This is a genomic window from Mycobacterium simiae, assembly GCF_008370645.1.
Classification (GTDB): Bacteria; Actinomycetota; Actinomycetes; order Mycobacteriales; family Mycobacteriaceae; genus Mycobacterium; species Mycobacterium simiae_A.
Genome location: NZ_VTZN01000445.1, coordinates 1 through 826, shown reverse-complemented (window position 1 = coordinate 826; position 826 = coordinate 1). Strand labels below are relative to the sequence as shown.

At 55.8% G+C, this 826-nt stretch carries 1 protein-coding gene; it reads right to left on the bottom strand.

The features are described 5' to 3' along the window. A partial coding sequence (locus tag F0Q45_RS26345) for an MMPL family transporter (RefSeq protein WP_149656636.1) occupies nucleotides 1-826 on the bottom strand: 826 nt, incomplete at both ends.

The following is an 826-nucleotide window of genomic DNA, read 5'->3' as shown; positions in this document are numbered from 1 at the left end:
AATTTCCTCTTTGAACCGAGAAACCAGCAACAAGTTGTAGTCCGATCCCACCGCCAACAGAACGATGACAGACATCGCGAGCACCATGTAATGCAAATCGATGCTGAGAATGTGCTGCCACAGCAGCACGGACAGCCCGAATGAGGCGCCCAGTGACAGCGCGACCGTGCCCACGATGACTGCGGCCGCAATAAAGGAACGGGTGAGGATAAGCATGATAATGAAAATAAGGCACAGCGAAGAAATGCCTGCAATCAGCAGATCCCATTTAGCACCATCGGAGATATCGTAGAAGACGGACGCGGTGCCGGCCAGGTAGATCTTGGCGTCCTCCAACGGTGTTCCTTTGAGCGCCTCTTCGGCCGCCGTGCGAATCGCATTGATGCTCGCGATCCCCTCGGCCGATTGCGGATCTCCACGGTGCAGGATGATGAACCGGGCGGCGTGCCCGTCTGGCGACAGGAACGATTTCATGGCCCGCTGGAAGTCTTTGTTCTTGAAAACTTCGGGCGGCAGATAGAACGAATCGTCGTTTTTGGCGGCGTCGAACGCTTTACCCATGGCTGTCGCGTTATCGCTCATCTCGTTCATCTGATCGTAGAAGCCCGCCATGGTGCTGTGCATGGACAAGATCATGGTCCGCATGGACTCCATGCTCTCGATCATGGGCGGAAACGTCGTGAGCATTTGCGGCATCAGCCGGTCCAGGTTTTTGGTGTCGTTCACCAGGTCGGTCAGTTTCTGGTCGACCTGGTCCAGTCCGTCCAGCGCATCGAATATCGATCGCAGCGACCAGCAGATCGGGATGTCATAGCAGTGCTTTTCC